Origin of the sequence: Streptomyces sp. NPDC088354 (assembly GCF_044753585.1) — a bacterium.
Lineage (GTDB): Bacteria > Actinomycetota > Actinomycetes > Streptomycetales > Streptomycetaceae > Actinacidiphila.
In genome coordinates, this window is record NZ_JBIVNJ010000012.1 from 17,525 (window position 1) to 41,673 (window position 24,149).

32 protein-coding genes are annotated in these 24,149 nt (G+C 71.9%); 18 read left to right on the forward strand and 14 right to left on the reverse strand.

The window, feature by feature from the left end; genetic code table 11:
- Nucleotides 1-18 precede the first annotated feature (18 nt).
- Nucleotides 19-645: a histidine phosphatase family protein gene (locus ACIP98_RS19390; RefSeq protein ID WP_319665708.1), complete on the reverse strand. Its 627-nt coding sequence runs from the start codon at nt 643-645 to the stop codon at nt 19-21.
- A 265-nt stretch (nt 646-910) separates the two neighbouring features.
- Between ACIP98_RS19390 and ACIP98_RS19395 the strand changes: the two genes are divergently transcribed.
- On the forward strand, nt 911-1,186 hold the full coding sequence (locus ACIP98_RS19395) for a hypothetical protein (RefSeq protein WP_401977015.1): 276 nt from the start codon (nt 911-913) through the stop codon (nt 1,184-1,186).
- Here the strand turns inward: ACIP98_RS19395 and ACIP98_RS19400 are convergent.
- Together ACIP98_RS19400 and ACIP98_RS19405 are read right to left on the reverse strand one after the other, a co-directional pair.
- Nucleotides 1,150-2,472, reverse strand: coding sequence for a sigma-70 family RNA polymerase sigma factor (locus ACIP98_RS19400; RefSeq protein WP_319665710.1), 1,323 nt, complete (start codon nt 2,470-2,472; stop codon nt 1,150-1,152). The two genes, ACIP98_RS19395 and ACIP98_RS19400, sit on opposite strands and share 37 nt — an antisense overlap.
- A gap of 61 nt (nt 2,473-2,533) precedes the next feature.
- A complete protein-coding gene (locus ACIP98_RS19405) occupies nt 2,534-2,899 on the reverse strand; it encodes a YciI family protein (RefSeq protein ID WP_319665711.1) in 366 nt (121 codons plus the stop codon).
- Nucleotides 2,900-3,278: 379 nt separating this feature from the next.
- Here ACIP98_RS19405 and ACIP98_RS19410 point away from each other — a divergent pair, with 379 nt between their 5' ends.
- Entirely contained in the window at nt 3,279-4,610 is a 1,332-nt protein-coding gene (locus tag ACIP98_RS19410; RefSeq protein WP_401977017.1) for a polysialyltransferase family glycosyltransferase, read from the forward strand.
- 9 nt (nt 4,611-4,619) lie between these two features.
- On the opposite strand, the gene ACIP98_RS19415 is transcribed toward ACIP98_RS19410, so the two are convergent.
- Nucleotides 4,620-5,099 (reverse strand): hypothetical protein, encoded by a 480-nt coding sequence (locus ACIP98_RS19415; protein WP_401977019.1) that lies wholly within the window; start codon nt 5,097-5,099, stop codon nt 4,620-4,622.
- 620 nt (nt 5,100-5,719) lie between these two features.
- Here ACIP98_RS19415 and ACIP98_RS19420 point away from each other — a divergent pair.
- Nucleotides 5,720-6,166: a helix-turn-helix transcriptional regulator gene (locus ACIP98_RS19420; RefSeq protein ID WP_319665714.1), complete on the forward strand. Its 447-nt coding sequence runs from the start codon at nt 5,720-5,722 to the stop codon at nt 6,164-6,166.
- A gap of 288 nt (nt 6,167-6,454) precedes the next feature.
- Complete coding sequence (locus ACIP98_RS19425) at nt 6,455-6,715, forward strand: hypothetical protein (RefSeq protein WP_319665715.1); 261 nt, start codon at nt 6,455-6,457, stop codon at nt 6,713-6,715.
- Between the two features lie 76 nt (nt 6,716-6,791).
- Here the strand turns inward: ACIP98_RS19425 and ACIP98_RS19430 are convergent, their stop codons facing one another.
- Nucleotides 6,792-7,145 carry a hypothetical protein gene (locus tag ACIP98_RS19430; RefSeq protein ID WP_319665716.1) on the reverse strand — a complete coding sequence of 118 codons (354 nt, stop codon included), beginning with the start codon at nt 7,143-7,145 and terminating at the stop codon, nt 6,792-6,794.
- A gap of 295 nt (nt 7,146-7,440) precedes the next feature.
- A complete protein-coding gene (locus ACIP98_RS19435; RefSeq protein WP_319665717.1) occupies nt 7,441-7,797 on the reverse strand; it encodes a hypothetical protein in 357 nt (118 codons plus the stop codon).
- A 268-nt stretch (nt 7,798-8,065) separates the two neighbouring features.
- On the opposite strand from ACIP98_RS19435, the gene ACIP98_RS19440 reads away from it, so the two are divergent.
- The 8 genes from ACIP98_RS19440 to ACIP98_RS19475 all read left to right on the forward strand — a co-directional run bounded on the left by ACIP98_RS19440 (nt 8,066) and on the right by ACIP98_RS19475 (nt 12,803).
- The gene (locus ACIP98_RS19440; protein ID WP_319665718.1) at nt 8,066-8,281 is read left to right on the forward strand and encodes a hypothetical protein; all 216 of its coding nucleotides are present in this window, start codon (nt 8,066-8,068) and stop codon (nt 8,279-8,281) included.
- Between the two features lie 44 nt (nt 8,282-8,325).
- Entirely contained in the window at nt 8,326-8,538 is a 213-nt protein-coding gene (locus tag ACIP98_RS19445; RefSeq protein ID WP_319665719.1) for a hypothetical protein, read from the forward strand.
- Between the two features lie 67 nt (nt 8,539-8,605).
- Nucleotides 8,606-10,450, forward strand: coding sequence for a hypothetical protein (locus ACIP98_RS19450; protein WP_401977021.1), 1,845 nt, complete (start codon nt 8,606-8,608; stop codon nt 10,448-10,450).
- Between the two features lie 64 nt (nt 10,451-10,514).
- The gene (locus ACIP98_RS19455) at nt 10,515-11,207 is read left to right on the forward strand and encodes a hypothetical protein (protein WP_319665721.1); all 693 of its coding nucleotides are present in this window, start codon (nt 10,515-10,517) and stop codon (nt 11,205-11,207) included.
- 125 nt (nt 11,208-11,332) lie between these two features.
- Nucleotides 11,333-11,635, forward strand: a complete 303-nt coding sequence (locus ACIP98_RS19460) for a transposase (protein WP_319665722.1) — start codon at nt 11,333-11,335, stop codon at nt 11,633-11,635.
- Nucleotides 11,632-12,327: an IS3 family transposase gene (locus tag ACIP98_RS19465; protein ID WP_401977138.1), complete on the forward strand. Its 696-nt coding sequence runs from the start codon at nt 11,632-11,634 to the stop codon at nt 12,325-12,327. Before ACIP98_RS19460 ends, ACIP98_RS19465 begins: the two co-directional genes overlap by 4 nt.
- Nucleotides 12,324-12,566 carry a hypothetical protein gene (locus ACIP98_RS19470; RefSeq protein WP_319665723.1) on the forward strand — a complete coding sequence of 81 codons (243 nt, stop codon included), beginning with the start codon at nt 12,324-12,326 and terminating at the stop codon, nt 12,564-12,566. The genes ACIP98_RS19465 and ACIP98_RS19470 overlap by 4 nt, the downstream gene beginning before the upstream one ends.
- Nucleotides 12,567-12,803, forward strand: a complete 237-nt coding sequence (locus tag ACIP98_RS19475; RefSeq protein WP_401977023.1) for a hypothetical protein — start codon at nt 12,567-12,569, stop codon at nt 12,801-12,803.
- Nucleotides 12,804-12,900: 97 nt separating this feature from the next.
- Here ACIP98_RS19475 and sodN read toward each other — a convergent pair whose 3' ends face one another.
- Complete coding sequence (gene sodN / locus ACIP98_RS19480; RefSeq protein WP_018563636.1) at nt 12,901-13,296, reverse strand: superoxide dismutase, Ni; 396 nt, start codon at nt 13,294-13,296, stop codon at nt 12,901-12,903.
- A 138-nt stretch (nt 13,297-13,434) separates the two neighbouring features.
- Between sodN and sodX the strand changes: the two genes are divergently transcribed.
- Nucleotides 13,435-13,869 (forward strand): nickel-type superoxide dismutase maturation protease, encoded by a 435-nt coding sequence (gene sodX, locus ACIP98_RS19485; RefSeq protein WP_319665724.1) that lies wholly within the window; start codon nt 13,435-13,437, stop codon nt 13,867-13,869.
- Here the strand turns inward: sodX and ACIP98_RS19490 are convergent.
- Nucleotides 13,773-14,402, reverse strand: a complete 630-nt coding sequence (locus ACIP98_RS19490) for a CGNR zinc finger domain-containing protein (protein ID WP_319665725.1) — start codon at nt 14,400-14,402, stop codon at nt 13,773-13,775. The genes sodX and ACIP98_RS19490 overlap by 97 nt on opposite strands.
- A gap of 79 nt (nt 14,403-14,481) precedes the next feature.
- On the opposite strand from ACIP98_RS19490, the gene ACIP98_RS19495 reads away from it, so the two are divergent.
- On the forward strand, nt 14,482-15,243 hold the full coding sequence (locus ACIP98_RS19495; RefSeq protein WP_401977025.1) for a class I SAM-dependent methyltransferase: 762 nt from the start codon (nt 14,482-14,484) through the stop codon (nt 15,241-15,243).
- An 83-nt stretch (nt 15,244-15,326) separates the two neighbouring features.
- Here ACIP98_RS19495 and ACIP98_RS19500 read toward each other — a convergent pair whose 3' ends face one another.
- The 3 genes from ACIP98_RS19500 to ACIP98_RS19510 are packed head-to-tail and all read right to left on the reverse strand — an operon-like array spanning nt 15,327 to nt 18,056.
- Entirely contained in the window at nt 15,327-16,115 is a 789-nt protein-coding gene (locus ACIP98_RS19500; RefSeq protein ID WP_319665727.1) for an amino acid ABC transporter ATP-binding protein, read from the reverse strand.
- Nucleotides 16,115-17,080 carry an amino acid ABC transporter permease gene (locus tag ACIP98_RS19505; RefSeq protein WP_401977140.1) on the reverse strand — a complete coding sequence of 322 codons (966 nt, stop codon included), beginning with the start codon at nt 17,078-17,080 and terminating at the stop codon, nt 16,115-16,117. Before ACIP98_RS19505 ends, ACIP98_RS19500 begins: the two co-directional genes overlap by 1 nt.
- Nucleotides 17,081-17,114: 34 nt before the next feature.
- Complete coding sequence (locus tag ACIP98_RS19510) at nt 17,115-18,056, reverse strand: ABC transporter substrate-binding protein (RefSeq protein WP_401977026.1); 942 nt, start codon at nt 18,054-18,056, stop codon at nt 17,115-17,117.
- A 491-nt stretch (nt 18,057-18,547) separates the two neighbouring features.
- On the opposite strand from ACIP98_RS19510, the gene ACIP98_RS19515 reads away from it, so the two are divergent.
- Both ACIP98_RS19515 and ACIP98_RS19520 read left to right on the forward strand, forming a co-directional pair.
- A complete protein-coding gene (locus tag ACIP98_RS19515; RefSeq protein WP_401977028.1) occupies nt 18,548-19,777 on the forward strand; it encodes an NADP-dependent malic enzyme in 1,230 nt (409 codons plus the stop codon).
- A gap of 131 nt (nt 19,778-19,908) precedes the next feature.
- Nucleotides 19,909-20,871, forward strand: a complete 963-nt coding sequence (locus tag ACIP98_RS19520; protein ID WP_319665730.1) for a zinc-binding dehydrogenase — start codon at nt 19,909-19,911, stop codon at nt 20,869-20,871.
- Nucleotides 20,872-20,951: 80 nt separating this feature from the next.
- Here ACIP98_RS19520 and ACIP98_RS19525 read toward each other — a convergent pair whose 3' ends face one another.
- The 3 genes from ACIP98_RS19525 to ACIP98_RS19535 all read right to left on the reverse strand — a co-directional run bounded on the left by ACIP98_RS19525 (nt 20,952) and on the right by ACIP98_RS19535 (nt 23,185).
- Complete coding sequence (locus ACIP98_RS19525; RefSeq protein WP_401977030.1) at nt 20,952-21,863, reverse strand: helix-turn-helix transcriptional regulator; 912 nt, start codon at nt 21,861-21,863, stop codon at nt 20,952-20,954.
- Nucleotide 21,864: 1 nt separating this feature from the next.
- Nucleotides 21,865-22,740 (reverse strand): DUF4097 family beta strand repeat-containing protein, encoded by an 876-nt coding sequence (locus tag ACIP98_RS19530; RefSeq protein ID WP_319665732.1) that lies wholly within the window; start codon nt 22,738-22,740, stop codon nt 21,865-21,867.
- Between the two features lie 265 nt (nt 22,741-23,005).
- Nucleotides 23,006-23,185 carry a DUF6104 family protein gene (locus ACIP98_RS19535; protein WP_319665733.1) on the reverse strand — a complete coding sequence of 60 codons (180 nt, stop codon included), beginning with the start codon at nt 23,183-23,185 and terminating at the stop codon, nt 23,006-23,008.
- 194 nt (nt 23,186-23,379) lie between these two features.
- On the opposite strand from ACIP98_RS19535, the gene ACIP98_RS19540 reads away from it, so the two are divergent.
- Entirely contained in the window at nt 23,380-23,598 is a 219-nt protein-coding gene (locus ACIP98_RS19540; protein WP_401977032.1) for a hypothetical protein, read from the forward strand.
- Between the two features lie 157 nt (nt 23,599-23,755).
- The gene (locus tag ACIP98_RS19545) at nt 23,756-24,130 is read left to right on the forward strand and encodes a tetratricopeptide repeat protein (protein ID WP_319665742.1); all 375 of its coding nucleotides are present in this window, start codon (nt 23,756-23,758) and stop codon (nt 24,128-24,130) included.
- The last annotated feature ends 19 nt before the right edge of the window (nt 24,131-24,149 follow it).

Sequence of the window (24,149 nt, forward strand, 5' to 3'; positions counted from 1 at the left end):
GGGCGCGCGCGGACGGCCTCAGAAGTGCAGCTCGGCGGGGAAACCCGTCCAGCGCAGTTCCTCGGGAAGGTGGCGCATGTCGTTGTAGAGCACGACGGAATGCGGACGTCCCGGCGTGTAGCGGATGACGGTGAGGGCGGCGTTGGCGTGGTTGAGGCCGAGCCAGCGCCACGGCGGCGCGTCGAGTGCCGCCGAGACCAGCCGGCCGATGAGGAAGTTGTGGGTGACCACGAGCTCGTGCGTGGCCTTGCCCGCGGCGGGCGGCCCGGTGAACCGGGCCAGTGCCTCCCGCGCCAGCTGCGGTCCCCACGCGCGGTCCTCCGGGCCGAAGCGGTCCAGGAACCGGGAGAGGTAGTACGCGCTGTCGGGGGGCAGCTCGGATTCCTGCGGGAAATAGGGCGGGTAGTCGCCGGCCAGCTCGTTCGCCTCCACGGGCACCGCGGCGCCCAGCCGCTCGCCGATGAGCGCGGCGGTCTGCGCGGCCCGGGGGAGCGGGCCGTGGTGGACGGCGGCGATCGGCGTTCCCTTGAGGCGCGCGCCGAGGAGTTCCGCCTGCCGGAAGCCGTTCTCCGTCAGGCCGCTCTCGTCGGGCAGCGCCTCCGCGTGGCGGGTCAGATAGAGGTAGCGGCTCGCCGTGCCGGTCATGCCGGGCCCCTCTCGGGTGTCGGGGATGCTGGGCGTGGAGACGTCCCCCGCACCGGCCCGGTTCCGCCGTGCCGCGGGGCGTACCCCGCAGGATGATGCCACGCGCCGTCCGGCCGCCCGGCGGCACCCGCCTCTCAATCGCCCTCGGTCAGGGGGGAGTTGACGCGCCCGCGTCCCGCATCCCGAGGGCCGCCACCGGGGGCGGGAGGCCGCCTCCCGCGTACGATGGAAGGACGCCATCGGCGAGCTGACGCGGGAGGCCGCGATGCGAACGCCCGGAACGCCGGAGACGCAGCAGACGCCACGGATGCCGGGGACGACGGGACTGCCGCGGACCGGACGCCACTGGGCGCCGGCCGCCGTCCTCGCCGCCGTCGCCGTGGTGGTCGCCCTGAGTACGGGCGTGCCCTTCGCCGCGGTGTTCATCCTCGCCGTCGCCCTGATGTGCCCGCTGCTGATGGTGATCATGCTGCACGCGCTCCGCGCCCCGCGCCGTGGCGGCTTTCAGGTCCGGCCGCCGGACTCCCCGTCACGGGGCTGAGCCGCCGACGAGGCACGTCCCAGCAGCAGCGCGCGCTCCCGTTCGTTGCGCGTGAGCTCCGCGGCACGCAGGAACTCCGCGCGCGCCTCGTCGTGCCGGCCCAGGCGCTCCAGCAGGTCGCCCCGCACGCTCGGCAGCAGGTGGTACGCGCGCAGCGCGGGCTCCTCCGTGAGCCGGTCGACGACCGCCAGCCCTTCCTGCGGGCCGTACGCCATGGTGACCGCGACCGCCCGGTTCAGCTCCACCACCGGGGACGGTGCACGTGCCGCCAGGACCCCGTACAGGTCCGCGATACGCCGCCAGTCGGTGTCCTGCGCGCGTGCCGCCCGGGCGTGGCAGGCGGCGATGGCCGCCTGCAGCGCGTACGGCCCGGGCGGGCCGCCGGCCGCGTCGGAGCGGGCCAGGGCGGCGAAACCGCGGCGGATCAGCAGCCGGTCCCAGCGCCGCCGGTCCTGGTCGACCAGCAGCACCGGCTCGCCGTCCGGGCCCGTCCTGGCGGCGGCGCGGGAGGCCTGGATCTCCATCAGCGCGACCAGCCCGTGAACCTCGGGCTCCTTGGGCATCAGGCCCGCCAGCAGCCTTCCCAGGCGCAACGCGTCCTCGCACAGCGCCGGGCGCATCCAGTCGTCCCCGGCGGTCGCCGAGTACCCCTCGTTGAAGACCAGGTAGATGACCTCCAGCACCGAGGACAGCCGCTCGACCCGCTCCGGTCCCTGCGGCTGCTCGAAGGGCACCTCCGCCTTCGCCAGGTTCCGCTTCGCCCGCACGATGCGCTGTGCGACGGTCGCCTCGGGCACCAGGAAGGCCCGCGCGATCTCGGCGGTCGTCAGCCCGCCCAGCAGCCGCAGGGTGAGCGCCACCCGTGCCTCGGTGGACACCACCGGGTGGCAGGCGGTGAAGACCAGCCGGAGCAGGTCGTCCTCGATGTCGTCGTCCGCCGCCGCCTCGGCCGCCGCGAAGCCGGCCTCGGACTCCGGCGGGCGCGCCTCCAGGGCGTGCCCCAGCTCCTCCAGCTTGCGCGCGAAGACCTCCTTGCGGCGGACGAGGTCGATCGCGCGGCGCTTGGCCGCGGCCGTCAGCCAGGCGCCGGGGTTGGCCGGGACGCCGTCCCGCGGCCACTGCTCCAAGGCGGCCACCAGGGCGTCCTGGGCCAGCTCCTCGGCGACGCCGATGTCGCGCACGATGCGCGCGACAGCGGCGATCACCCGGGCCGACTCGATCCGCCACACCGCGTCGATCGCTCGGCGGGCGTCATCTGAGCCAGAAGCCGTACCGGTCACAGCCACCCATCAGAGCAGCCGCCCCGGGCAGCCGCAACCCGTTCGGCGGAGCGGCGCGCCCCCGCCCTCAAGCGAGCTCCGGGGCCTCCTCCATCTGGCGAACCTCGCAGGTGAGCTCCCATTCGTCGCCGTGCACCTGGAGGAAGCGCTTGGTCCACTCCAGCGCCTCCTCCTTCGACTTCGCCTGGACGATCGCGTAGCCGCCGATGAACTCCTTCGACTCGGCGAAGGGCCCGTCGGTCACGGTGAGCTCGCCGTGGTCCCAGTGCATCCGGAAGCCCTCGGCCGGCGGGCGCAGCCCGGCGGTGTCCAGCAGCACGCCGGCCGCGGACATCTCCTCGATGAGCTTGCCCATGTCCTCCATCAGCCGCTCGCTCGGGCCGCCCGCCGGGACCTTGTCCTCGTTGATCAGGATCAGGGACATGAAACGCATTGCCGTACTCCTCGGTGTCGGTCGTTCTCGTGCTGTTCCGGGGGGCCGCGGCCCCGCTTCTGCATACGCGTCGAACGGGCGGCACACGGATCGACACGTCGGCCGAGGATTTTTTCCAAGCGGCACCGGCGCTACCCGGCGGTACCCGCCGGCCGTGCTCCCCGGCGGCGGAGCGGGCCCGGACCACGAGGGCGGGCAAACGGGTGACGTGCGCGTAAGCCGTCCGTACAGGGGTCACCCGGTCCGGTGATATCCGGCAGCCCGGCTTGGTCCGGGGGGAGCCGGGCCGTGATGCTGAGCAGGAAGCGGCTGCGCCCCGGACCAGACGCCGCGCCGGGTGCGCGGCGGGCGTGCGCCCGGCATGAAGGAATTGTCCTAGATGATCCAGATCTTCTTCGCGGCGACCCAGTACGCGGCGGCGACCGTCACGGCGGCCGTCCGGGCGGGGCTGTTCGGCCCGCGCGAGGGGCACCGCCGCCTCCTCGTGGTGAGCAACACCTCGGCCATCCCCGAACTGACCACGCCCCTGGACCGGATGGCCGGTTTCGAGGAGCTGCGCCCGGAGTTCGACGCGGTGCACTCCTGGAACGAGACCATCGCCCCGCACCACCCGGTCGGCTGGTCCCCCCGCGAGCAGGACCTCACCGTGTGGGAAAGGGCGCTGCGCCTGGCCTGGGACCTCGGGGACGGCCCCGTCGAGATCGCCTGCGAGTCGCTGCAGGCCAACCCCTCCCGCGCGGCGGCCGAGATCTTTGCCGAGAGCACGATCCACGTGTACGCCGACGGCCTGATGAGCTACGGCCCCACCCGTGACCGACTGCCCGGCGGCATCGCCTGCCGCGTGGCGCGCCTGCTCCACCTCGACCTGCTCCCGGGACTGCGCCCCCTGCTGCTCTCCGAGTACGACGTCGAGGCGGTGCCGATCCCCGTCGAGACCTTCCTGCGCACGCTCTCCGGCATCGGCGCCGGCGCGCCGCCCGCGCCCGGCCGCTACACCGCGGTGCTCCTCGGCCAGTACCTGTCGGCGCTCGACCTCATCTCCGAACGGGAGGAGGACGAGCTGCACGCGCGCATACTGCGCGGTGCGGTGGCCGCGGGCCACACCTCGGTGCTCTTCAAACCGCACCCCAGTGCCCCCGTACACCAGTCGCGCTCCCTGGAGCGGGCGGCCGCGGAGCTCGGGGCGGAACTCACCGTCCTCGGCTCACCGGTGCTCGCCGAGACCCTCTTCGAACGGGACCGCCCCGAGCTCGTCGTGGGCTGCTTCTCGACGGCGCTGGTCACCGCCGCGTCCTTCTACGGCATCCCGGTCGCCCGGGTCGGCACCGAACTGCTGCTGGAACGGATCACCCCGTACGAGAACAGCAACCGCGTGCCGCTCACACTGATCGACGCCGCGCTGCCCGATCTGGAACGCGACACGGAGGTGGTGGGCAAGCCTCCCGCGCTCACCGGCGAGTTGGTCGCCGAACGACTCGCGCCGCTGATCCGAGCCGTCGGCTACTGCATGCAGGCGCGGGCCCATCCGGCACTCCGCCCGGACGCGGAGGCCTGGCTCACCGGCCATCAGGCGGGCCCCGCGCGGTACTTCAAGCGCCGCCGGCTGACCAGCCTGCGGCTCCCGGGCGGGGCGCCGGTCCGCGCCGAGGCGCTGCGCCGCCACCCGGCGGTGCGGCGCATCGTGCGTACGCTGCGGGCCGTCAGGAGCTGACCGCGGCGGTCAGCGGAGGGGCACCGGCAGCCGCCGCCGGGCGCCGGTGTCCGCGGCGAGCACCTCCATGCAGGCGATGAGGAGGAACGCCGGGCAGGTCAGCCGGACGCCGTCCCTGGGGTAGAGCCACACCGCCGGGTGCGGGGCGGCCCGGCGGGGGTCCCGTGCGGCCAGCCACGACCCGCGGGTGAGACGGCGCAGCCCCAACGGGGCCCATACGTCCTCGCCGTGGGGCGGCACAAGGAAGTAGAGGAAGCCGCAGCGGCGGTCCCACATGACCGGCCCCAGGGGCGCCGCGCTGTCCTGCAGCCGGGCGTGGATCTCGTGGCCGGGTCGCTCGGGGACGCGCACCGCGTCCCAGCGCACGCCGGCGGGCAGCAGCAGCACCCGGTTCCTGGCGCGCTCCCACGCGCGCAGCCGGCACGCCGTCCCACCGGTTCCCTGGGCGAGCCAGGCCGCGAGGGCGGGCCCGCACAATTCGTCGCACATACCTCTCCCGGATCTGCCGCAAGTGATCAGCGTGAGCGCGAGGGACCGGCGCGAGGTGTCGGCAAAACACCGAAAGTCTGCTGTCGGCATGTGCTGTGAGCAATGCCCATGACGTTGAATCACTTGATCGGATGGAGCAAAAGCGGCCAGTTTTGGGCATCTGGGTTTCGCTGGGGATGATCACCTCTAGATTCCGTCCGGATGCGGCGGGTGCCGGGCGTGACGTGCCGCATCGCGGGAGCGTTGAAGGTGCGGACGACGCGGCCGGAGTGCAGTTTTCGTGATGCTGCGGAGAATCGCCCCGGGGCGCGTGGAATCACTGTCAGGATTCCGGGACACGGACCGCCGTCGGAAGGAGGGCCGGCCCGGACGGACGGGGCGGACGGTGGTCCGCGCTGCGCTGTCCAGAAGTATTGGACGGCCCGTCTGGTCACGTTGGACGCTAGTGGCTGGAACGTCGCGCGGCAAGCATTTCGCGGCATTTGGGTCCGGACGGCGCCGCATGGAAGGGTGAAGGTGCAGGTGAGGGCGGCCGCAGCCGCGGCGAACCGCGGTGGCGGATATAGACTCGATCTCACTCGGACGGGTCAACCGACGTGCTAGCAGGAAGAATCCATCCCGTGGTGAACGCACTGCAGGAACTGATCAGGCGCCGGCTGGAGCAGCGGGGCTGGTCGTACGGCGAGGTGGCACGCCGGGGAGGTGTGCCGCGGTCGACCGTGCACCACCTGGCCACCAGCGCGCGGGTCACCAGGATGCCCCAGCAGTCCACCTTGGACGGACTGGCCCGGGGCCTGGAACTCCCGCTGGACGCCGTGCGCAGAGCCGCCGCCGAGGCCTGCGGGATCCACCTGTACTTCGCGGACGGCGCGGCGGCCGGCGGTGAGGGCGGCGCCGCCCCCGACCCCGAGGTCGCCACCCTGATCGCCAGTGTCCAGCGGCTGTCCGAGGCCGATCGCCGGCACGTCGCCGCTCTTGTGGAGTCCCTGCTGCGCAGCGCGCCCGGGCCGGAGTCCCGACCCGCGCCCGGTGCCGGCCCTGAGGCCGCCCCGGAGTCCTCGGGCTGACGTCCCGTCACAGCCGCTGCGGGAGCGGGAAGATGGGGACGCGGTTGGTGGACGGACAGGTACTGCCGATGGCCCGGACGGTCTGATGCAGCAGGGTGCTGATTTGGCCATTGCCGGGGGCCGCTGACCGGGGCATCCTCTCCGGAGCGGCATGCCCATGCCGGTTCTGCCGTGGTGTGTGGTGGTGAAGTAACCCAAGAAGGGACAAAGGGCGGGGGGAGCGGGGATATTCTCTCCAGTCCCGGGACGAGTGGTGGACCCCCGGAGCCTCCGGTGAGAGGGGTGCACGTGCTTTTCGTTCAAGGGGCGTCCGCGACCGCAGTCGTCCGCCACCGGACGGGAGAGTCCGTCGTCCTGCTTTCCGGCGAACTCCCCGCCGTGCTGACCCCGTCGAGCCTGAACGAACTGCTGAATCTGGCGGCGGCCGTTCTGGGCCCGGAGGAGATGGCGCTGTTCCGCAGCTGCCTGACCGCGCTGCGCTGCGGGGAGAAACTGCAGGAACGTCGCATCGAGGTCAGCGGCGCGGTCCTCACCGTCTACAGCAGCTGATCCCGCATCATGGCGGACAGGGGCGGGCCCCCGGGGGAATGCGCCCCCCGGGGGCCCGCCTCATGAGCCGGCGGGATCAGAAGCGCCCGCCACGGAACGCGTAGCTGCAGCCGCAGTCCCTCCCGTCGCGTCCGAACTCGAAGCGATCGCGTCCGAAGCCGAACCGATCACCCCCGCGGTCGTCCCAGCCCCGGCCGTGACCCCAGTGGTTGCTCCAGCGGTAGTAGGTCCACAGCCGGACACCGCCCCGGTGCTCCCCGCACCGGCCTCCGTGGTGGCCCCGGTCGAAGCCGCCCCGGCCGTAGCCGCCCTCGTCCCAGCCGCCGGTCACGGCGTGCGAGGGCGCGGCCTGGGCCGTGCCGGTGAGCGGCACGATCACCGCGACGGCTGCCAGAGCGGTCGTCGCAGCGGCCCGAGCGAGTTTTCTCATCGGTTTTCTCCTCACAGTGGATGAATTGCCGGATGGCCCGCCAGACGTTACTCGGCGACCGCGCGGAATTCATTCGGCGACGGATGTCCTGGAGGCCGATCGGACGACCTGGCGAGGGGGGCGTTGACGAGCGGGAAAACCGCCTGTGAGCTTTGCCGTCGGCTGCTGGAAGGGCTTTCCGGGAACGGTCCCGGGAAACACACTCCAGGGTGACCGGTATTCGGCATGTCGGTCGTGCGGGGTGTTTTTGTAAATGCCCCGGAAATTCCGTCTGCCAAATTCCTCGAGATGTATTTCAGCTGCTGTGGACGGTGAGGACCGCGCCGCTGACCTCGATGCGACGTTCCTGCAGTTTCTCCCCGCAGCGCAGCGCGGTCAGGCAGCTGCGGAACAGCGCCATCTCCTCCGGGCCCAGAACGGCCGCCGCCAGATTCAGCAGTTCGTTCAGGCTCGACGGGGTCAGCACGGCGGGGAGTTCGCCGGAAAGCAGGACGACGGACTCTCCCGTCCGGTGGCGGACGACTGCGGTCGCGGACGCCCCTTGAACGAAAAGCACGTGCACCCCTCTCACCGGAGGCTCGGTCGGCTCGTGCGCCTCGGAGATCGAGAGGATAGCCACCGTTTCGCCGGACTTCGCCGCTTCCGTGCGCACTTCCTCAGTTCGGGAAGCGGGCGGATTGACCCGTTCGGGTGATAACGGCGCGGCCGGGGGTGTGCGGCCGGCCGGCCATGCAGGGGCCTCCCACCAGTTGTTTCCCGTGTCAGGAAGCGCAGTTGACGCACCGTCGGAACCGGTGGCGACGCTTGCCGGGGGTGGGGTGCACGGCTACTGTCCAACGCCGTCAGACAGTTCGTCCGGTGTGGATGGACGGATTCTGGGATCCGCTCCCTGCCCGCACCCCTCGTCCGAAGGAACCCCCATGCTCGACATGCGAGAGCTGGACACCGAGTCCGCGGAGCTGCTGCCCGGCCGCGAGGCCCTGGGCAAGCTCAAGTTCAGCTTCGTCAAGACGACGCACGTGACCAAGCACGTCGCGCACGTCGACGCCCACAACCAGTCGCTCGGCGTCAACGTCGACTCCCCGTACGCCGTCGCGCAGTCGCAGGCCACCCAGGCCATCAGCATCTGCCAGTAGTCCGCGGCCGCCGGCTCCACATCATCCGAGAGAGGTACCCGTTCATGAACAACGACCAGCTCGACGCCGAGTCCGCGGAGCTGCTGCCCGGCCGGGAGGCCCTGGGCAAGCTGAAGTTCAGCTTCGTCAAGACCACGCACGTGACCAAGCACGTGGCGCACGTCGAGGCCCACAACGACTCGCTCGCCGTGAACGTCGACTCGCCGTTCGCGGTCGCCCAGTCCGAGGCCACCCAGGCGATCAGCATCCGCCAGTAACGACACCCCGGATCCGTGCGGACCGCGCCCGGCGCGGTGCGGTCCGCCTCGGGAGGAAGAGCAGACGGTGCCCCACAGTCACAGGGCGGGCAGTCCCGGCCCCACGGGAACGGCGGTGTACGAGGCGGAGCAGAGCGCACCCGCGTACGACACCGGCTTTCCGGTTCCGCGCCTCGGCGCGGGACTCCAACTCCTGGGCGAGTACCAGGGATCGGGCTTCACCGAGCCCCGCTACCTGGTCCGCCGGGGAGACGGGCAGGTCGTGCAGCTGAGCAGGCTGCTCTACCTGGTCGCCGGCGCCATCGACGGCCGCCGGGACACCGAGGCCGTCTCGCACCGGGTGAGCGGCCGGTTCGGCCGCGAGGTCAGCGCGGACAACATCCACTACCTGATCGAGCACAAGCTCCAGCCGCTCGGTGTCACCGTGCCGTTCGACCAGGAGGACGACAAGGTCAGCGGCCCGACCGCAGACCTGCTGCTGGTCCTCAAGGGCCACCGGGTGGTCCTGCGCGAGCGCCAGGTCGCCCGGATCGCGAGCGCCCTGGCCTGGCTGCACCGCCCACCGGTGGTCGCGCTGGTGCTCGGCGCGGCGGCGGTCATGGAGCTCTGGCTGTTCCTGGTGCACGGTGCGATGACACCGGTGCTCGAAGTGCTGGAACAGCCGGTGCTGATGCTGGTGGTGTTCGCGCTGACGGTGGCCTCCCTGGTCTTCCACGAGTTCGGGCACGCCTCGGCGTGCCGCTACAGCGGAGCACGGCCCGGTGCCATCGGCTGCGGGCTCTTCCTGATCTGGCCGTCCATGTACACCGACGTCACCGACGTCTACCGGATCGGCCGGGCCGGGCGCATGCGCACCGACCTGGGCGGCGTCTACTTCAACGTCGTCTTCATACTCGCCCTGGCCGGCGGGTACTTCGCGACCGGGCAGTCCTTCTTCCTCGGCGCGATCTACCTCGCGCACTTCGAGATCGTCGAGCAGTTGATGCCGGCCGTGCGGCTCGACGGCTACTACATCCTCGGCGACCTGGCCGGGGTCCCCGACCTCTTCGGCAAGATCAAGCCCATCCTGCTCAGCATGCGGCCGGGCCGCCCGGTGCACCCGGACGTCGCCGACCTCAAGCGCTCCGCCCGGGTCATCGTCACCGCGTGGGTCGTCACCATGGTGCCGCTGCTGCTGGCCGAACTCGGCTACGTGCTGTGGAACCTGCCGCGCCTGCTGGCCACCAGCCTGCGGTCGCTGGCCGAGCAACTGGCCGGCACCTGGTTCGCCTTCGCCGACGGCGAGATCGCCGCGGGCCTGGTCGGCATCCTCGGCAGCCTCATGCTGATCTGCCCGCTGGCCGGCGCGGCCTATCTGTCGGTCCGCCTGGGCGGGCGGCTGGTCCGCGCCGTGGTCCGCGCCACCGAGGGCAACCTGCGGCTGCGGCTGGCCCTGGCCGGGGCCGTCCTGGCGGGAGGCGCCGCGCTGTGCGGCGCGTGGCTGGGCGGTGTGACCCCCAAGCCGCTGCCGCCGCAGCCGCCGATCGCGCCGATCCTGCAGCCCGGGGTGCCGGAGATCCGGCCGCTGCGCACGGTCGCCCCCTCGCCGCTGCCCAGCACGACCCCGCCCTCGCCGCCCCCGGCGGCGAGCACCGTGCCCCTGACGGCCGAGCCGTCCGCGTCACCGTCGCCGAGCGCCTCCTCCTCCGCTCCGCCGACGCCCAGCGCCTCCCCCTCGGCCGTCAGGACCTCCGCCACGCCGCGGCCCACCCGCAGCGGCCCGACCCCCAGCGGCAGCTGGACCTCCGCCACGGCCGGGCCCAGTCCGTCCGAGGGCTCGCCCAGCGCCTCGCCCTCGGAGTCGCAGACGCCGTCGGTGCCGCCGTCCACCCCGCCGTTCACGTTCAGCAGCCCCGCGCCCTTCCCCTCGTGACGCGCGGCCGGTTCCAGCCACCTGTCGCACCCTCCCCTTCCGCACACCCGTACAGGAGAAGCACGTGACGCACCGAAAGCCCCGCACCGGCACGTTCGGCCGCAAGGCCGTCGGGCCGGTCATGCTGGCCACCGCAGGACTGGCCGCCCTCGCCACCGCGGCCCCGGCCGGCGCGATCGTGGCACCGCGGTCGGCCGTCCCCCGCGATGTCGCCGCCGCCGTGGACGAGGCCCACACGCTGGCCAACCGCGCCCACCGGGTCCAGTACGACGACTCGTTCTCCCTCCACGAGTACGGTCCGCTGGTCGCCGCCGCCGCGCACAACCGGGCGGTCGCCGCCTCCGTCGGCTGCTCGCTCGACCGTCCGTGCCGGTCGGTCGCCCTGTCCTTCCAGATCGTCACCACGTCCGGGGTGGACATCCGGCGGATCACCGCCACGAACATCAGCCGCGCCGTCAACGAGCACTGCGCCGGCTGCCAGACCTTCGCCGGCGCCTACCAGTTCATCGTCGCGACCCCGCGCCCGCTCGTACTGGGCCGGGCCGACCGCGCCCGGCTCGCCGACGTGCGCCGCCGGCTGGCCGCGCTGGAGCGCTGCGACGACTCCGCCGACGTGGTGGAACGCCGGGCCGACGCCCTGGCCGCGGAGGTGAGGGCGATCCTCGGACGCGCGGCGGACGCCGTGCCGGCCGGACGCGGCGTCAGCCCGCTGAGCGACTTCCAGCCCACCGTCAGCATGCGCCGCCACGTCAGCTGAAACGTTTCCCGAACTCCCGAACTCCCGACTCCCGGACCGGGGCCCGCCCGCACACACCCCCTTACCCCCAGGGCGGGCCCCGGTCCGGGGCACACCCCGAACCGGCTCCCCCCGGAGGAAAAGAAGTGCCCAGTCGCCGTTACCCGCCCGAGCTGCGCCGCAAGGCCCTCGATCTGCTGACCGCCGGTGAGCCCGTGCGGAAGGTCGCCGACGTACTCGACCTCAGCGACCAGACGGTCTACCAGTGGCGGCGCACCCACCTGCCGCACCTGGGCAGGAAGCGCCGGCAGCCGACGACCGGCGCCGAGCTCAGCGCGGCGCGCAGGCGCATCAGCGAGCTGGAGACCGAACTGGCCGTGCACCGGCGCGCGACGGAACTGCTGCGCGATGTGGTGTCCCCAAAAGGCGTTTCGAGGCCGTGCACATGATGGCGGGGGAGGGGCTGCCGGTCCGCACCGCCACCCGCGTGCTCGGCACCTCCGAGTCGGGCTACTTCACCTGGCGCAACCGCACTCCCTCGGCCCGCTCCCTGCGCCACGCATGGCTCACCGACCTCATCACCTCGATCCACACCGCCTCCCGCGGCACCTTCGGGTACCGCCGTGTCCACGAGGAACTGCTGCTGCGGCACGGGGTCTCGGTCAGCCACGGCACGGTGGAACTGCTCATGCGCCGGGCCGGTCTGCAGGGCAGGTCCGGCGTTCCCGGACGGCTGTGGGTGACCGACGCCGTCTCGCTGCCGACCCGGCAGGGCGACGTGCTGTGCGTGGTCGTCCTGGAGGCCCACAGCCGCCGGCTGATGGGCTGGAGCACGGGGCCGGCACCCGCCGCCGGGGTCGCCGCGGACGCTCTGAGCAGGGCCGTCCTGCGCGACGCGACACCCGCGGACGCAGGTCAGGAGAGCGAGCGTGCCCCCCTCGTCACGCTCGTCTTCACCGACCGGGCGCACGCGGGCGGACTGGCCCCGCCCACCGGTCTGGTGGCCGACCGCGCCGACCACGCGGTGGTCGCGGCCTTCTGGTCCCGGGTCTACGACGAACTCGTCGGCCACCGGGAATGGCACAGCAGGCCGGAACTCACCGGCGCCCTGTCCGACTACTTCGAGGGGATCCGCGCATGACCGTGGAACGACCGACGCCGCCGCTGCCGATCTCCTCGTCGCTGCGGCAGCACATCCGGCCGGGACAGACCCTGCCCGCCACCCAGGCCCACCAGGTCATGCTGCACTGCGCGCTGGACGCCGCCGGGGTCCGCATGCGCGGCGACGACGCCTGGGCCGTCGCCCGCATCGCCGAACTGGACTTTCCGACGGTCAACGCCGTGATCTGCTGGCTGCGTTCCAGACCGGCGGCGTCCTAGATGCGGGCGGTCTTCCGTGGGCGGCGGAGTTCGCGCCCGTTCCGGCCGGGCCGCGGCGTCCTGCCGCGCGCCACCCGCCTGGTCCGACGTCTCGCCGGGGCGCGCCGCCGGCCGCCGGCCCCCGAGCCGCTGCTGCCCATGACCGTCCTGTGCGTCCTGGACGAGCTGGCATTCCTGCGCCGAGTGCGCGGCACCCCTTCCCCGGTGCCGCCGCCGGGCGTCCGCGACCGCGGGTGAACCCGCCCCGGGGAGCCCGCGCCTGACGGCGTGTGGTGCCGGGAACGCCGAGCGCCCGGCCGCCGAAGCGGCCGGGCGCGCACCTGCCGTTGCCAGGTCAGGCCTTCTTCGTCTCCTGGAAGATGGCGTCGATCTGGTCGATCAGGTCCAGCAGCTTCTGGCCCGTCGCCGGGTCGGTCGACGCCTTGGCGGCGCTGCCGGCCTTCAGCGCGTCGTTGAAGAGCTGGTGCAGCTGGGGGTACTTCTCGAAGTGCGGGGCCTTGAAGTAGTCGCTCCACAGCACCGAGAGGTGGTGCTTGACGAGCTCCGCACGCTGCTCCTTGATGACGATGGCGCGCGCGCGGAAGTGCGGGTCCTCGTTGGCCTGGTACTTCTCCTGGACCGCCTTGACGGACTGCGCCTCGATGCGGGCCTGGGCCGGGTCGTAAACGCCGCAGGGCAGGTCGCAGTGGGCGCTGACCTTCACCTTGGGCGCGAACAGGCGAGCGAGCATGACTGTCCTTCCTCGTGATCGTCTTTCCACGAGCGAGATTACTCCCTGTCCGGGTGGTTTTCTCGGGGCCCCTTGGTGCTTAGGACAAAAGTCTGGTGACACCCTGGGCTGGTGGAGGACGGGACGAGGAGGCGGAGCATGCGGGAGCCGGGGGCTGGGCAGAGGAGGAGAGTGCCGTTCCAGCTGGTCGAGGTCACAGGTCCGTCGATGGCGCCGACACTGGTCCACGGCGACTGGTTGCTCGTGCGCCACGTCGCGGGCGCCGACGAGGTCCGCGAGGGCGAAGTCGTGGTGCTGCGCCATCCGCTGCAGCAGGACCTGCTCATCGTCAAACGCGCCGTGGAGCGGCGCGAAGGCGGCTGGTGGGTGCTGGGCGACAACACCTTCGTGGAGAACGACAGCCGGGAGTTCGGCACCGTCCCGGACGAGCTGGTGCTCGCCCGGGGGCTCGGCCGGTTCCGGCCGCCGATCGAGGTTCAGCGCTCGGTGGCCGGTGTGGCGGGCTGGGTGGCGTCGTCGGTGCGGCCGCTGAGGGCGGACCGGTCGTTCTCCAGACGCTTGCGGGCGCGGTAGGCCGCGACGTTGGCCCGGGTGGCGCAGCGGTCGGAGCAGTAGCGGCGCGAGTGGTTGGTCGAGGTGTCGATGTAGGCGTTGCGGCAGGAGGCGGCCTGGCAGATGCCGAGCCGGTCCACCCCCAGGTCGGTGAGCTGGAACGCCAGGCCCATGCAGGCGGTCGCGGCGTAGGAGGCGGTCGCGGTGGCCGCGTGCTCGGCCAGGTGCATGTGCCAGTCGGGCCGGCCGCTCTCGTCCAGGTGCTCGTGCCCGGAGATCTGCGGGCTGACCGGGAACTCCAGCAGCAGTGAGTTCAGCAGGTCCACGGCCCGCACCTCGTCGCCCTCGGAGGCGGCTTCGAAGACCCCCCGCAGCCGGGTGCGCACGCCGCGCAGCCGCTGCACATCGGCCTCGGTGACCCGGGCCGCCGCCAGGCTGGACGGGCCGAACAGGGTCCTCACGGCGTCCACCGACGTCAGGGTGTCGATGCCGCGCTCGGGTTCCTCGCTGTTCACCAGGCGCGAGGCGAGATCTGAGTAATGGGCCAGTTCCACTTGTAGTCCTTACGCCCGCGCTCTAAGGTCGGTAATGGCTGATCTGGCTGTCAGGGTATTACATCTGGAGGGGATCCGTATGTCCGAAACCACCGCGCCGGCTGACTGGCAGGCCTGGCAGGACAGCTGGGACCGGCAGCAGGAGTGGTACCTCCCGGACCGCGAGGAGCGTTTCCGGGTCATGCTCGACATGGTCGGGGCCCTGGCCGGCCCCGAGCCCCGGGTGCTGGACCTCGCGTGCGGCACCGGCAGTATCTCCGACCGCCTGCTGCGCCGCTTCCCCGGGGCGACGTCCACCGGTGTCGACCTCGACCCGGCGCTGCTCACCGTCGCCCGCGGCCACTTCGCCGGCGAACAGCGCGTCGAGTTCGTCACCGCGGACCTGCGCGACCCGCAATGGCCGGCCCGGCTGCCGCACGGCCAATACGACGCCGTCCTCACCGCCACCGCCCTGCACTGGCTCAAGCCGGAGCCGCTGCGCGCCCTGTACGGCACCCTCGCCGGGCTGCTGCGCGAGGGCGGCGTGCTGATGAACGCCGACCACATGCCCGACGCCTCCACCCCGCGGATCAACGCCGCCGTCCGCGCCCTCGACCACGCCCGCCGCGACCGCGAGAGGACCGAGGGCGCTCTGGACTGGGAGCAGTGGTGGGCCACCGCCAAGGCCGACCCGCTGCTCGCCGGCCCCACCGAGGAGCGCTACGCGATCTACGGCTCCCACGCGGACGGCGACGAGCTGCCGCCCTCCTGGCACGTCGCGGCGCTGCGCGAGGCGGGCTTCGCCGAGGCGCGCGAGGTGTGGCGTTCGGCGACGGACGCGATCGTCCTCGGGCTGCGCTGACCCGGACGTCCGGGAAAGGACGAGGGACGGCGCCGCCGGGCGCCGTCCCTCGTCGTCGTTGTTCCCGTGCCCGGGTGCTCCGGTCAGAGCACCTTGGAAAGGAACGCCTTGGTGCGGTCGTGCCGCGGGTTGGTCAGCACGTCGCGGGGGTGGCCGGACTCGACCACCACACCGTCGTCCATGAAGACCAGCGCGTCGCCGACCTCGCGGGCGAAGCCCATCTCGTGCGTCACGACGATCATCGTCATGCCGTCCTCGGCGAGCCCGCGCATGACGTCCAGGACGTCGCCGACCAGCTCCGGGTCGAGCGCGGAGGTCGGCTCGTCGAAGAGCATCAGCTTCGGCTCCATCGCCAGCGCGCGGGCGATCGCCACGCGCTGCTGCTGTCCGCCGGACAGCTGCGAGGGATAGCTTCCCGCCTTGTCGCCGAGACCGACCCGGTCCAGCAGCCGCTCGGCCCGCTCGCGGGCGACGGCCTTGGACTCCTTCTTCACGCGCACCGGTGCCTCGATGATGTTCTCCATCGCGGTCATGTGCGGGAAGAGGTTGAAGCGCTGGAAGACCATCCCGATGTCGCGGCGCTTGGCGGCGACCTCGCGGTCCTTGAGCTCGTAGAGCTTGTCGCCCTTCTGCCGGTAGCCGACGAGTTCGCCGTCGACCGACAGCCGTCCCGCGCTGATCTGCTCCAGGTGGTTGATGCAGCGCAGGAAGGTGGACTTGCCCGAGCCGGACGGGCCGATCAGGCAGAAGACCTCACGGGGCGCGACCTCCAGGTCGATGCCCTTGAGGATGTGGGCCGGGCCGAAGTACTTGTGCACCGCCTCGGCCTTGACCATGGGACGGCCGCCGGTGCCCTCGCTGAAGTCGGTCATCAGGCACCTCCCGCTACCGGGCTGCGGCGGACGGAGCCCAGGTTCTGCTTGATCCGCTGCCACGGGGTGGGCGGCAGGTTGCGTGTCGTGCCCCGCGCGTAGCGGCGCTCCAGGTAGTACTGGCCGACGGAGAACACCGAGGTGAGCACCAGGTACCAGACCGCGGCGAGGAAGAGCATCTCGACCGTGGCGCCGGTGGTGTTGCCGATGTCGGTGGTGGAGCGCAGCAGTTCCGCGTACTGCGCGGCCTGTGCCGCCAGCGACGAGGTCTTCAGCATGTTGATGAACTCGTTGCCGGTCGGCGGCACGATCACCCGCATCGCCTGCGGCAGCACCACGCGGCGCAGGTTCTGGCTTTGGGTCATGCCGAGCGCGTGGGACGCCTCGGTCTGGCCCTCGTCGACGGACTGGATGCCCGCCCGCACGATCTCCGACATGTACGCGGCCTCGTTCAGCCCCAGGCCCAGCAGAGCGGCCATGAACGGGGTCATGAACTGGTTCATCTCGTCCTTGTAGAAGCCGAGATTGACGACCGGGAAGATCAGCGCCAGGTTGAACCAGATCAGCAGCTGGACGTAGACCGGGGTGCCGCGGAAGAACCAGATGTAGCCCCAGGCCACCGAGGAGGTGACCGGGTTCTTCGACAGGCGCATCACGGCGAGGACGATGCCCAGCAGCAGGCCGACGAGCATGGCGACGACCGTGATGATCACGGTGTTGCGCAGGCCCTTGAGGACGGCCGAGTCGAACAGGAAGTCCGGGATGGCCGCGTAGTTGATGTTCGCGTTGGCGAACGCGTTGACGAGCAGGCCCAGCACCGCGAGCACCACCACGGCGGCGACCCACCGGCCGTAGTGCCGCACGGGGATCGCCTTGATGGCCTCGGGGTGGGAGGTCACGGTGACGGGGGGCCCGGCCGGTGTGCCGGCCGGGACCGCCTTCTCCTCGTCGTTCGGTTCTGACATGTCAGACATGGGGAGTGCCTCCTGCGGCCGTGACTCAGGAGCCGCCGTTGACCTTGGCCTCGGTGACGGCGCCGTCGCCGACGCCCCACTTGTCCATCACCTTGGTGTAGGAGCCGTCCTTGATGATGGCGTCCAGCGCGGCCTGGAGGGCGTCGCGCAGCTGGGTGTTGGACTTCGACACGGCGATGCCGTACGGGCCGGCCTCGACCTGCTCGCCCGCGAGCTCGAAGTTCTGGCCGCCGCCCGAGGTCTTCACCGCGTAGGCCGCCACGGGGAAGTCGGAGACGTCGGCGACCACGCCGCCGGCCTTGAGGCGGGTCTGCGCGTCCGCGTCGGTGTCGAAGGGCTGGATCGCCATCGGCTTGTCGCACTTCTGCGCCTTGAGCAGGTCCTGCGAGGTGGTGCCGCGCTGCACGGCGACGTTCTTGCCGCACAGGTCGGCGAGCGACTTGATGCCCTCCGGGTTGCCCTTCTTCACGATGATCGAGGAGCCGGCCGTGAAGTAGTCGACGAAGTCGACACCCTCGCCGACCTTCTTGCCGGTGGCGGAGTCCACGCCGTCCTGGCGGTTCTTGGTGTCGCTCATCGCGGACATCACCACGTCGTAGCGCTTGCCGCGCAGACCGGTGAGCAGGGTGTCGAAGGTGCCGTTGTTGAACTCGAACTTCACGCCGAGCTGCTTGCCGAGGGCGTCGGCCAGGTCGGGGTCCATGCCGACGGTCTTGCCGCCGTCGACGAACTCCACGGGCGCGTACGCGATGTCGGAGCCGACCTTGATCACACCGGCGGACTTCACCGACTCAGGCAGCTTGTCGAACAGCGGTGCCTTGGGGGCGCCGGCGGAGGGCGACGCGGAGGTGCCCTTGTCCGTCTGGTCGCCGCAGCCGGTGAGCACGAGGGCACCGGCGACCGCGATCGCTCCGACCGCGGCGAGGCGGCTCGTGACGGTCGAGCGACGGGGGGTGGGTGCGGTCATTGCTGGTTCCTCCTGCGGGAGTCCTGGAGTAGCCGATCATCCGGGTACATGTATTCGGTTATCGCTACAGCGTGTGATCCCCGCATCTTGCCATCCGGGCATGTCTTCATAGGTGTCCGGTTGTGTCAAAATCGCATAACGGGCGATCCCCTGGGCCTCTCCGGGCCGGTACACCAAGGCCGGACCGCGGTGAGGTCGCGCCGCGGCGTTGTGCGGATCACCTTCCCGTCCCGCTATTCGGACGACTTGTCGCGTTCCGGAGGAACTCTCCGATGTGCGACACCGCGGAACGGCGGAGTTGGCTCGTCGGCGGAAACCGTCTTCCGGTACAACAGACCCTTACCCCTCACCTGGGGCCCCGGCGTGCGTGCGGCGCGCCCGGCGTCCGGGCTGCCCGGGACCACTGCGCGCCCGGGCGCGGAAGCCAGCCCACCTATCCCCTGTCGCAGGGGGTAGTACCCTCATAGACAATTCGGACAAAGGGGTCGATAGTGGCAGCGGAGATTCTGAATCCTCGCACCAACGGCAGTGAATCCGGTGACAGCGCGGGCAGTGAAGGCCCCGAGAGCCCGGTGGACCCGGCCTTCGCGCTGCACCGCGGAGGCAAGATGGAGGTGTCCGCGACCGTCCCGGTGCGCAACGCCGACGATCTGTCGCTCGCGTACACCCCGGGCGTCGCGCGCGTGTGCACGGCCATCGCCGAGAAGCCCGAGCTGGTGTACGACTACACGTGGAAGTCCCAGGTGGTCGCCGTCGTCACCGACGGCACGGCGGTGCTGGGCCTGGGCGACATCGGCCCCGAGGCCTCGCTCCCGGTGATGGAGGGCAAGGCGATCCTCTTCAAGCAGTTCGGCGGAGTCGACGCGGTGCCCATCGCACTGGCCACCACCGACGTGGACGAGATCGTCGAGACCGTCGTGCGCCTCGCGCCGTCCTTCGGAGGGGTGAACCTGGAGGACATCTCCGCACCCCGCTGCTTCGAGATCGAGCGCAAGCTCCAGGAGCGCCTGGACATCCCGGTGTTCCACGACGACCAGCACGGCACGGCCGTGGTCACCCTCGCCGCGCTGCGCAACGCCGTCCGGCTGACCGGCCGTACGCTCGGTGAACTGCGCGCGGTGATCTCCGGCGCCGGTGCCGCGGGTGTCGCGATCGCCAAGATCCTGGTCGAGGCGGGCATCGGCGACGTCGCCGTCACCGACCGCAAGGGCGTGGTGCACGCCGGGCGCGACGACCTCAACTCCGCCAAGCGGGAGCTGGCCTCGTACACCAACAGGACCGGCCTCACCGGCTCGCTGGAGGAGGCCCTGCAGGGCGCCGACGTCTTCATCGGCGTCTCCGGCGGCAACGTCCGCGAGGAGGCCGTCGCGGGTATGGCCAAGGGGTGCTTCATCTTCGCCATGGCGAACCCGACGCCGGAGATCCACCCCGAGGTGGCGCACCGGTACGCCGCCGTCGTGGCCACCGGCCGCAGCGACTACCCCAACCAGATCAACAACGTGCTCGCCTTCCCCGGCATCTTCTCCGGCGCGTTCCAGGTGCGGGCCTCCCGCATCACCGAGGGCATGAAGATCGCCGCCGCCGAGGCGCTCGCCGCGGTCGTCGACGGCGATCTGTCGGCCGACCGGGTGATCCCCTCGCCCTTCGACGAGCGGGTCGCCCCCGCGGTGGCCGCGGCCGTGGCCGCCGCCGCCCGCGCCGAGGGCGTCGCCCGGCGCTGAGCCGGTCGTCCTCTCGTCGCTCTCGTCGTTCTTGTCGTTCTCGTCGTTCTCGTCGTTGCGGTCGCCCAGCGGCGCGTGTCACATCCCGGTACGGTTCCGCCGGAGTGCCGCGCGCCGCTAGCGTCATGGCCATGTTCGCTGCCTACGCCGCCCGCATCGACCGTGACCAGCCCCTGAACGGCCTCGAACTCGGGGAACGCCCCGAACCGCAGGCCCGGCCCGGCTGGAGCACCGTCACCGTCAAGGCCGCCTCCCTCAACCACCACGACCTGTGGTCGCTGCGCGGGGTGGGCCTCGGCGAGGAGAGCCTGCCGATGATCCTCGGCTGCGACGCCGCCGGGATCGACGAGCACGGCAACGAGGTCGTCGTCTACCCGGTCGTCGGCCTCAGCGGCCACGGCGTCGGCCCGGACGAGCCGCGCTCCATCCTCACCGAGAAGTACCAGGGCACCTTCGCCGAGAAGGTCTCCGTCCCCACCTGGAACCTGGTGCCCAAGCCGAAGGAACTGTCCTTCGAGGAGGCCGCCTGCCTGCCCACGGCGTGGCTGACGGCCTACCGGATGCTCTTCACCAACGCCGGTGTCCGACCCGGTGACTCGGTGCTCGTCCAGGGCGCGGGCGGCGGTGTCGCGACCGCCGCGATCGTGCTCGCCAAGGCCGCGGGCCTGCGGGTCTTCGCCACCAGCCGCGACGAGGCCAAGCGCAAGCGCGCCGAGGACCTGGGCGCGGACGCCGCCTTCGAGCCGGGCGCGCGGCTGCCGCGGCGGGTGGACGCCGTCATCGAGACCGTGGGCGCCGCCACCTGGTCCCACTCGGTCAAGTCGCTGCGGCCGGGCGGCACCCTCGTCATCTCCGGCGCGACCTCCGGCCCCAACCCCCCGGCCGCCGAGCTCAACCGGATCTTCTTCCTGGAGCTCAAGGTCGTCGGTTCCACCATGGGCACCAAGGACGAGCTGGAGGACCTGCTCAGCTTCTGCGCGGTCACCGGCGTGCGTCCGGTCGTCGACACCGTGCTTCCGCTGGACCGGGCCCGTGAGGGCTTCGAGAAGATGGCGGGAGGCGACCTGTTCGGCAAGGTCGTCCTGACGCTCTGACGCTCTGACGCCCTGAACGTCCGACGGCGCGGGGGCCGTCCGCACGGACGCCCCACGCGCCGTCCGTGCGGGCCGGCCGGTCAGTCCTTCCGGTCCTTGCGCCCGGCGCGCAGGACGACGCCGATGTGGGCGGCCGCGGTGGACAGGTGGCGGCGCACCTCGCGCAGCTGCTCGGCGTCGACGCCGTTGTCGCGGGCGGCGTCCCGGACGTCGTCGCGGAAGCGGTCGAGGAGGCGTTCCAGGTCGCGTGCGGGGTCATCGGTCACGGCGGCGTCCTCCGCCCCCCATTCGGGGGTCCCGGCGGGCTGCTCGGGCTTGCCGTACGGGGGCGGCCAGGCGGAGTTGCGGCCGAACGCGCCCAGTTCACGGGAGAGTTCGGCCAGGCCCTCACGGACCCCGGCCTGCCAGTCGCCGCGCCGGACGTGGTCCTGGACCTCCTCCTGCACGCGGCGCGCGATGCGCTGCACCTCGTCGCGGGCGGCGTCCTGGGCCTCCTTGGCGGCGCGCTTGGCGTTGCGGGCCTCCTCGCGGGCCTGCCGGATCTCCTCCTTCGACCGGCGCATCTGCTCCTTCCAGTCGGACTGGGAGTTCTTCGGCTGCGTGCGCGTCGCCTGCTGGGTGGCGGCCCGGATCTCGCGGCGCAGGTCGCCCGCGGCGCCGCGGACGTCCTCGCGGATCTCCGCGGCCAGGGAGGACACCGAGTCGCGGATCTCGTTCTCCAGGTCGGCCAGCTCGTCGTCGCGGGAGGCGAGTTCGGCGCGGCCGGCGTCGGTGATGGAGTACACCTTGCGGCCGCCCTCGGTGGAGTGGGTGACCAGGCCCTCCTGCTCCAGCTTCGCCAGCCGCGGGTAGACGGTGCCGGCGGAGGGGGCGTACAGGCCCTGGAAGCGCTCCTCCAGGAGGCGGATGACCTCGTAGCCGTGGCGGGGGGCCTCGTCCAGCAGCTTCAGCAGGTAGAGGCGGAGCCGGCCGTGGGCGAAGACGGGGGCCATGTCAGACGCCCTTCCGGAACGGGTCCGCGGCGTCGGAACCGTAGGGGCCGTCCGAGGAGGGGGGCCGGCGCAGCAGGGCGATCGCGCCCGAGACGGTGGTCGCCTTCAGCCGGGTGCCCCCCGTCCCCATCCGGCCGGAGATCCGCTTGGCGCCCCACTGCCCGCTGACCCGCAGCTCGTCGAAGGCGCAGGAGACGTCGCCGCTGGTGGTGTTGGCGTCCACCTCGGCGTCGGCCGGGTCGGGGATGCGGATGGCGATCTCGCCGGAGACGGAGGTGAGACGGACCTCGGAGCCGCCGCGCGGGTCGAGGTCGAGCACCATGTTGCCGCTCACGGAGTCGGCCTTGACCTGGGTGCCGCTGCCCTCGACCACGGTGAGGTCACCGGAGACGGTGTTCACCCGCAGGTCGCCCGAGACCGCCTGGGCCTCGACGTTCCCGGCCACCGTCTCGGCCGTCACCGGGCCGGCCTGCCCGACGAGCGTGATGTCGCCGTTGACCCCGCGGACCGCCGTGCGGTCGGTGATCCCCGAGACGACCGCGCTGGCCCCGACGACCCCGACCGAGACCTGGGTGCGCTGCGGCACCGCGAGCGAGACCACGGCGTGCCGCCGCCAGCCCTTGCGGTCGAGCCACTTGAGCAGGCCCTTCCACGGCAGGTCCTCGTAGGAGACGGTGAGGGTGCCGCCCTCGTGGGTCACGATCAGCGGCGGCCCCTCCAGTTCGCCGACCTCCAGCCGCGCCGGGCCCTCGTCGACGCCGACGACGTTGACCGCGCCGTTGACGATGCGCACGTGCAAGGTGTCGACGGCTCCGTCGAAGACCAGCTTGTGCGGCTCGGTGACCTTCCACTCCCGTGTGCCGGGTGTTCCGCTCATTCCGCCCCTCCTCGGGGTCGCCGGGCGCGGGGGCCGCGCCGACACCGACAACGCAACATATCGCGTCTCTCGATAGACACGATATATCGCGTGACGCGGAAGTCAAGCGCCCTCACGCGTCCCGCGGCGCCGAGTCCCGGCCGGGCCGGGGCATTTCAGGACCGGTTGCCCAGGGCTACCGGTGGGTCGCGTCAGACCCGGGGGACGGGCGCGGCAGGCGCGCACGCGGTCCGGTGGACCTCCGGGCCCCCGGAGGTCGCTCGGGTCACTCGTCCTCGTCGTCGTCCAGCCGGGCGAGCCAGGTGGCCAGCCGCTCCACGGGGATCTCGAACTCGGGGTTGAGGTCGACGAACTCGCGCAGCCGCTCGGCGAGCCACGCGAGGCTCACCTCCTCCTCGCCCCGGCGGTTCTCCAGTTCCTCGATGCCGCGGTCGGTGAAGTACAAGGGGTGCTCCGGATCAGGGGTCGAAGGATGACGTCACAGGCCAGGATAAGTACTCCCCGCGACGTGAACCGGAGGCTCCCCCCTCTTCCCCCGCCCGCCCGCGCACCCGTGCGCGGGCGGCATATGACGTGGCTTGCCACAGGTACGGGCCCGGGCACGGGAAGCTGTGCCGAGACATCCTGAGGGAGGGGAGCTTGGTGGGTTCGCAGGGCGGCGTGTCGCCCTCGGTGGCCGGGGTGGCGCTGCCCGACTTCACCGGGGTCGATCCCCTGAGGATGCTGCGGGAGGGCAGAGGGCATCCGCAGTCGCTGCGTGTCCTCGCCGATCTGCGGGACCGGATGGAGCCGGGAGGAGAGCCCGCCGTCTCCTATGACGACGACAGCCCCGGGGGCCTCTCGCGGCGGGTGGAGTGAGGGCGACGCGTCACGATCCCGCCCCCTGGCCCCCCGCAGTGCTCGATGTCGCCGCCGTGCGGCGCGAGGGCGTTCCGGCCGTGCCCTTCAGGCAGTCCGTGCGAACACGTCGTGACCAACCGCACGCAGCCGCGGGATCTGTTGGCGCTACGCCGCCCTGGACATCGCCGAACGCACCCTCGCCGGCATGCGCCGGGCCGTCGGCGAGGACCACCCCTGGGTCCTCGGCTGCGCCCTCAACGCCGCGGGTGCGCTCGGCCCGGCGGGCCACGAGGAGGACGCCGTCGAGCTGAGCCACGGCACTCTCCGGCAGGCCGTGCGGATCATGGGTGACACCCACCCCCTGACGCTGTCCTGCAAGGCGGCCCTCGCGGACGACCTGAGGTCCCTGCGGCGCACCGAGGAGGCGGGCAGGTGGGAGCGCGAGGCACTGCAGCAGTCGACCGACACCCTCGGCGCCCGGCACCCGCACACGGTGTCCGTACGCCATCGGGAACGGCAGTACGGGGACTTCGAGCCCCAGCCCATCTGAGCCCGGCACGCGAGGGGCC

Bases quoted from the DNA above. Each gene is read 5' to 3' on its own strand.
- ACIP98_RS19440 (WP_319665718.1), top strand. From the start codon at position 8,066: ATGCTCGACATGCGAGAGCTGGACACCGAGTCCGCGGAGCTGCTGCCC.
- sodX (WP_319665724.1), top strand. From the start codon at position 13,435: ATGCGGGAGCCGGGGGCTGGGCAGAGGAGGAGAGTGCCGTTCCAGCTG.
- ACIP98_RS19505 (WP_401977140.1), bottom strand. From the start codon at position 17,080: ATGTCAGAACCGAACGACGAGGAGAAGGCGGTCCCGGCCGGCACACCG.
- ACIP98_RS19415 (WP_401977019.1), bottom strand. From the start codon at position 5,099: ATGTGCGACGAATTGTGCGGGCCCGCCCTCGCGGCCTGGCTCGCCCAG.
- ACIP98_RS19500 (WP_319665727.1), bottom strand. From the start codon at position 16,115: ATGACCGACTTCAGCGAGGGCACCGGCGGCCGTCCCATGGTCAAGGCC.
- ACIP98_RS19395 (WP_401977015.1), top strand. From the start codon at position 911: ATGCGAACGCCCGGAACGCCGGAGACGCAGCAGACGCCACGGATGCCG.
- ACIP98_RS19530 (WP_319665732.1), bottom strand. From the start codon at position 22,740: ATGAGCGGAACACCCGGCACACGGGAGTGGAAGGTCACCGAGCCGCAC.
- ACIP98_RS19430 (WP_319665716.1), bottom strand. From the start codon at position 7,145: ATGAGAAAACTCGCTCGGGCCGCTGCGACGACCGCTCTGGCAGCCGTC.
- sodN (WP_018563636.1), bottom strand. From the start codon at position 13,296: ATGCTCGCTCGCCTGTTCGCGCCCAAGGTGAAGGTCAGCGCCCACTGC.
- ACIP98_RS19405 (WP_319665711.1), bottom strand. From the start codon at position 2,899: ATGCGTTTCATGTCCCTGATCCTGATCAACGAGGACAAGGTCCCGGCG.
- ACIP98_RS19470 (WP_319665723.1), top strand. From the start codon at position 12,324: ATGACCGTGGAACGACCGACGCCGCCGCTGCCGATCTCCTCGTCGCTG.
- ACIP98_RS19445 (WP_319665719.1), top strand. From the start codon at position 8,326: ATGAACAACGACCAGCTCGACGCCGAGTCCGCGGAGCTGCTGCCCGGC.
- ACIP98_RS19410 (WP_401977017.1), top strand. From the start codon at position 3,279: ATGATCCAGATCTTCTTCGCGGCGACCCAGTACGCGGCGGCGACCGTC.
- ACIP98_RS19525 (WP_401977030.1), bottom strand. From the start codon at position 21,863: ATGGCCCCCGTCTTCGCCCACGGCCGGCTCCGCCTCTACCTGCTGAAG.
- ACIP98_RS19520 (WP_319665730.1), top strand. From the start codon at position 19,909: ATGTTCGCTGCCTACGCCGCCCGCATCGACCGTGACCAGCCCCTGAAC.
- ACIP98_RS19465 (WP_401977138.1), top strand. From the start codon at position 11,632: ATGATGGCGGGGGAGGGGCTGCCGGTCCGCACCGCCACCCGCGTGCTC.
- ACIP98_RS19510 (WP_401977026.1), bottom strand. From the start codon at position 18,056: ATGACCGCACCCACCCCCCGTCGCTCGACCGTCACGAGCCGCCTCGCC.
- ACIP98_RS19495 (WP_401977025.1), top strand. From the start codon at position 14,482: ATGTCCGAAACCACCGCGCCGGCTGACTGGCAGGCCTGGCAGGACAGC.
- ACIP98_RS19390 (WP_319665708.1), bottom strand. From the start codon at position 645: ATGACCGGCACGGCGAGCCGCTACCTCTATCTGACCCGCCACGCGGAG.
- ACIP98_RS19475 (WP_401977023.1), top strand. From the start codon at position 12,567: ATGCGGGCGGTCTTCCGTGGGCGGCGGAGTTCGCGCCCGTTCCGGCCG.